The 5,192-nt window shown below is 50.7% G+C and carries 6 protein-coding genes; 1 reads left to right on the top strand and 5 read right to left on the bottom strand.

The window, feature by feature from the left end:
- Positions 1-448: 448 nt before the first annotated feature.
- From HOK28_04960 to HOK28_04945, 4 genes are all read right to left on the bottom strand, one after another.
- Positions 449-922 (bottom strand): periplasmic heavy metal sensor, encoded by a 474-nt coding sequence (locus tag HOK28_04960; GenBank protein ID MBT6432419.1) that lies wholly within the window; start codon positions 920-922, stop codon positions 449-451.
- Positions 919-1,335, bottom strand: a complete 417-nt coding sequence (locus HOK28_04955) for a hypothetical protein (GenBank protein ID MBT6432418.1) — start codon at positions 1,333-1,335, stop codon at positions 919-921. Before HOK28_04955 ends, HOK28_04960 begins: the two co-directional genes overlap by 4 nt.
- 28 nt (positions 1,336-1,363) lie before the next feature.
- Positions 1,364-1,957, bottom strand: coding sequence for a sigma-70 family RNA polymerase sigma factor (locus tag HOK28_04950; protein MBT6432417.1), 594 nt, complete (start codon positions 1,955-1,957; stop codon positions 1,364-1,366).
- Between the two features lie 105 nt (positions 1,958-2,062).
- Positions 2,063-2,749 carry a hypothetical protein gene (locus tag HOK28_04945; GenBank protein MBT6432416.1) on the bottom strand — a complete coding sequence of 229 codons (687 nt, stop codon included), beginning with the start codon at positions 2,747-2,749 and terminating at the stop codon, positions 2,063-2,065.
- Positions 2,750-3,127: 378 nt separating this feature from the next.
- Between HOK28_04945 and HOK28_04940 the strand changes: the two genes are divergently transcribed.
- Positions 3,128-3,553 carry a hypothetical protein gene (locus tag HOK28_04940; protein MBT6432415.1) on the top strand — a complete coding sequence of 142 codons (426 nt, stop codon included), beginning with the start codon at positions 3,128-3,130 and terminating at the stop codon, positions 3,551-3,553.
- Between the two features lie 60 nt (positions 3,554-3,613).
- On the opposite strand, the gene HOK28_04935 is transcribed toward HOK28_04940, so the two are convergent.
- A partial coding sequence (locus HOK28_04935; GenBank protein ID MBT6432414.1) for a PhoX family phosphatase occupies positions 3,614-5,192 on the bottom strand: 1,579 nt, incomplete at its 5' end.

Raw genomic sequence — 5,192 nt, 5'->3', positions numbered from 1 at the left:
TTTAGGATAAGCATAACGCATAAAGGGCGATGAGCAGTTCCCGAGAACTCCTCATCGCCCTTTTGCTGAATCCCGCTTGTGCGGCTTTAAACGACTTGTAGCGGATGCAAAGGCACCCCGCACCTTCAGCGTATTCTTGTTCAACCCTAGAGGGAAGCCGTTGGGGGGTGGTAACTCTTTACCAGGAGGACTTTATCCGAATATGAGAAATGTAGCCTGAGGAGCACCGATAGACCGACATGAGACGTCATTTCACCACTAAACTAACCATTCGGGTGAATTGTGATTTACGGCCGCAGAACAGTTGCTTAGAAGTTTCAGCCAAAAAAGGTCTAATGCCTATATTAAATCGACCGTCGTATGAAGAACCTCAGCCATGAAAGGCCCTGGTAACTTTGGGAAATTCCAAGGCTCTGCAAATGCCGAAAACGATCGGGGCAAGTCGTCATCATCGCCTTGGAACGGCGCCTCGCATCCGTTTTCGAACTTCGTGACGAAGTTTACCTAAAGACTCAAAGAAGATGGCCTGTTCCTTCGGAGTTAAAGATTTTTGAATCGCACGATACTGCTTGTCACGGACTTGATGCAGGTAGCTATGGGCCAATCGAACATCCTCTACAGCCTTTGCAAGGGCCTGGTCATCATGGCTGTCCTCACGAACCAAACGGCGCATCAACCGCCGAGCTTGTTCAAGCATAGCACTGTAAGTGCGGTGTTCATCGTCAAAGCCCTTTAGGATCGATTCAACTTGGACTGCCCGAGATTCGTCAAGGCCAACCATTTCCTCAAGCAATCTGCCGCGCAGCTCAATCAACTTTTCATGAATCTGAGCTGTATGTGCGGGAGGGGGTTTTGCTTCGGCAGTTTCTAATCCCATAAAGAGACATAAAAAAGTCAGGCATCCGGCCATCATTGCTCTCATGGTTTATTCTCCTTTAACAATGCGTCCAGTGAGCCTTCTAATATCGTCGCTTCCACCGGGCTGGAACTGTTAAACAGCTCGAAGCCCATACCCTCTTGGTAGCCTTCCCACTCATCTGTACTCGAACTCTGCTTAACGATGTTGATCAGATCAACTTGGATCGCGAAACTGCGCTCGTCTGAAAAGACAACAGGCCTGTCGTTGTTCATTTCCGTTCCACCGAAAAGAGCAAATGCAAGGGCCATGCATGTTAGCCCGGTCGCATGTCTAAGCCATGGGTTCATCCATACCGTCGGCTTCTGAGGTATCTGAGCGGCAAATCGTCCTAAGCTTTGGGAGCGTTGATGCGATAAAGTTAAAGCAGTTTCGTCGAATAGATGTTGCATCTCATGCTCTACCTGCTCATCCAACATCGCTACTAACTTCCTTCTCACACCTGCGTTAAAAGCTGGTTGAGGCTTTCTGCATAACATCTTTAATTTGTTTAATACCCATGTGAACCAAAACTCTCGCCGAGCCCTCACTCATGTTCTTTACTTCAGAAATCTCTCGGTAGCTTAAGCCTGCATCCAGTCTAAGCATGACAACGTCACGACGCTTACGTGGCATTTTCCGTAATGCGCTTCGGATAATGGCGGCTGCTTGGTCTCCTGCTAGGATATCATCTGGGGAACACAGGTTCATGGCCGGTCGACTCTTTGCCTCCCGCACACGACGCCTGGACTCCGAACGCAGAAGCGTTTTTGCCCGGCGAACAGCGACGGCAGCGAGAAACGATTTAAACGGCGCCTCGGGGCGGTATTCCCCTAGCCTCTCATATGCCAAAGCCAAGGTTTCCTGAACTGCATCTTCTGCCAGTTCAGTCTGCCCACATGCTCGATAGGCTATGCGGTGCAACATTTCCAAATGTGGTTCCACGAGTTGACGAAAGGCTGAACCACAACCGCCCTGCGCACTCTCGAGTAGAGACAAATCATGAATGTGCGATGCCGGTGACAAGCCTACTGAGCTTGCTATATCCAAGGTTATATCCATCGTTTCTTCTTCCATGGCGCAGCTTATGAGAACGTTAAAAATAGAGGCTTAAAGCTTCGTCTTTTTAAACCGACCTCAGGCCAGGAAGTTACGTTGAATTTTTATTTAGCTGGAAACCTGAACAATTTCGCGACTTGGATACCACATCCCGCTAAGCCCCCCACCATAAACACACCCGGAATCAAGACCGACAGTACGTGGTCCAACTCTCAAGCCTTGGCGGGCCCAATGGCCATAGAGAACCAAATCATCACCGCGGTAATAATGATGCCACGGTTTAAAACCTTGCGGATAAACGTTACTGGAACCATCCCAACCTTTGGGCTTACGGCCTTTGGAATCGCAGAGCCTAATGGTTGCCAAAAACAATGGGTCGGTCTCTTCAATCGGCAAACGAGGGTGAAGACCACCGTGAACCGCCAACCAGCCGTGCCCCCAAATCCAATGAGGCCATCCTGCAATCCAATCTAGATAGCTTGCGCACTTTGGGTGCTTGAGTAAATCGCGCGAAACCGATTGCTCCAAAAGCCAGGCTGGAGCCTTGCCGGTCGATAGCCCGCCCAGTATGGCCAGCTCATGATTCCCCAAAATAGGTTCAGCCCCCAAGCCGCGCAAAAGACTTAAAGTCCCAACATTATCGGGACCACGATTGATGGTATCCCCCAGCGCAATCAGGTGATGCTTGTCGGGGTTGAAACGAGCTGCTCGTAGCAGGCGCCCCAAGGGGCGAGCACAGCCCTGAATATCTCCCACAAAAAAGGTGGAATCTGCTGGCGGTTGCCTCTTCATCACTCGATCGACTCCCGTTTTGCCCAAACGGCTGGGTGATTTGGTCACACCAACGGTATAAGCTCTTTGATTCTCGCATATTGGCTAAAATAGACAACCGGGTCAAAAATGAGTCGATCATTAGAAAAAACCGCGGTTTTTTGGTCCCAAGTGCAGAAAACTATTGCACGATCGCGATGTGTGGCCGTACAAGAGTGCCGTGCGTTCCGTTCGGAGTTCGATTTATGACTCAGTGCATTGAATCGGGGAATCGGAATACACGAAAACGGTTTGCAGCATGCCTAAAACGTGACGCAGATCCAAACACCTGTATGGTTATCATACAACACTGAAATCAGGTCTCTCCGGGCCCATCAGTCATTAAACGTACCAGGAATATCTATGAGTAGCGCACAAATGATCAGCTCTGAAGAATCGAATAAGTCAGGTGAAAGCACTCTGACAAAAGAAGAAATCAAGAAGAATCAAGATGACTTCATGCGGGCTGACGGTAAGATGGACCGTTATATCATTGAGGGAATGCTTGCAGACCCAGACGCACTGATTGAAAAACTTGGTAACAAAGGTATCAAGCAAGCCATGGTCCTTCAGCGTGCTGCTGATTGCGGAATCTCCGAGTCGATTCTACGTCAAATGAAGCGTGTTGCAGCCGACCTCGCGGGCGACAAAGCAACAAAGAGCCGCCTCTCAACGGGTGTGCGTGCACGGCAGTGCCTCTCATGCGACCGAGTGTTTCTGTCCACCGGCCCTGGTAATCGCCTTTGCAGCCGATGTCGCGGCGGTGATGCTGGACTCGCTCAGCTCTAAGCCAATCAAAAACGAATAAAAGGGAGCCTTGAAGCTCCCTTTTTTTTTGCCCTGATTTCCTCAGTCTAAAATTCGGCCACCTTTACGACGCGTAATAGCAACCACGGCAGAGCGCGGCGGCATATCTTCGCGAAAATCAGGCCATCGGCAGGTTGGCTGGGCATAGGTTGTTTCCCAATCTGCGCCCGGGTGCTGCACGGCAATAAAGAGAGTTTCCTCGTCACTCGCAAAACACGGACCGCTGAGTTCGGCACCTTTTGGAACTGCCGCAAATCGTCTCAAAAGCGCTCTCTCTTCACCTTGCGTTTCGCAAACCCACAAGCCATCTGCCATGGCTAAGCTTGACTCGGCTCCGTCAGATGAAATCCACAGCCTGCCCTTCGCATCGAAGGTCGCGTTATCAGGATTGGCTAAGATATCGTCAGGCTGAGTGCTTGGATGGAAACGAGCACCGTGCTCTGGTTCTTCAGGGTTGCCGCCCAAGAGAAAAACCTCCCACTGAAACTCATCCGCGATGTGGCTAACATCGCCCGCAGGTCCCGGCGGTATCATTTCCAGCACTTGTCCATAATGATTTTTCGCGCGGGAATTCACGCCGTCTGTATCGGTGGAACGCTTCTTATTTTTGGTCAACATCGCGTAAACTCGGCCAGTCACCGGGCTCACCTCAACATCTTCTGGTCTATCCATTGGCGTAGCGTCCGAGATATCTGCCGCCCTCCTGGCCTCCAAGAGAACATCGGCCTGCGAGTGAAAACCATTGCCTGGCGTCAAACCAGCTCTTCCATAAATTAAAGGAATCCAAACGAGACGCCCATCTTCTTCGCACTTGGCAACACTAAGAGTTCCCGAATCGAGAATATTTTTATTCGACTCAGGTGCATGTGGCTCGTACCGGGAATCCGAAACCCAGCGGTACAAATATTCAAAATAGGAATCGTCTCCAGAATAGATAACAACCCGCCCACTCTTATCGATGACAACTTGAGCGGCTTCGCGTAAGAATCGACCGAGCGAGGTTCGTTTCACAGGCATGCTCTGAGGATTTTTAGGGTCGATTTCGACCACCCAACCAAACCGGTTTGGCTCATTCGGATGTTCAGCCACCCGAAAGCGTTCATCAAAACGGTAGTATGGGTAACGGGAAGGTTTGGTAATGCCGTACCGCTGATGATTGATTTTCTCGCGGCCCTCAGGTGCAGGTCCGTCGAAAAAGTAATTAATATTCTCTTCGCAAATAAGAACCGTTCCCCATGGCGTGACGCCGCCTGAACAATTAGCCAATGTCCCCTGAACCCGAGTGCCCGTGGGGTCCTGCCGGGTCTGCAAACGTGGGTGCCCGGCCACTGGGCCAGAAAAAGCAATTTCAGTATCTTTCAAACTGATGCGCCGATTGTATGGACCTTCCACAACCCGCCACGTGGCTCCTTCTTTACGGATCTCGACCACGCTATGTCCAAGGGCCGCCATCTCTACACCGCACTGATTCTCGTCGACGTGATTGCGAGCATCATCTCGGCTGGAAAAGCCCGGAAACATCATAACGCCATTGGCAAATTCGTGATTACAGCAGAGAAGTCCATGCCGGCCCCCGGCAGGTCCATCCGCCAACGGAATATATCCAATGAAATCAGCATTG

It is taken from the genome of Deltaproteobacteria bacterium (genome assembly GCA_018668695.1).
Classification (GTDB): domain Bacteria; phylum Myxococcota; class XYA12-FULL-58-9; order XYA12-FULL-58-9; family JABJBS01; genus JABJBS01.
Note: the sequence above shows the minus strand (reverse complement) of the source record. Positions and strands in the feature narration are given on the sequence as shown.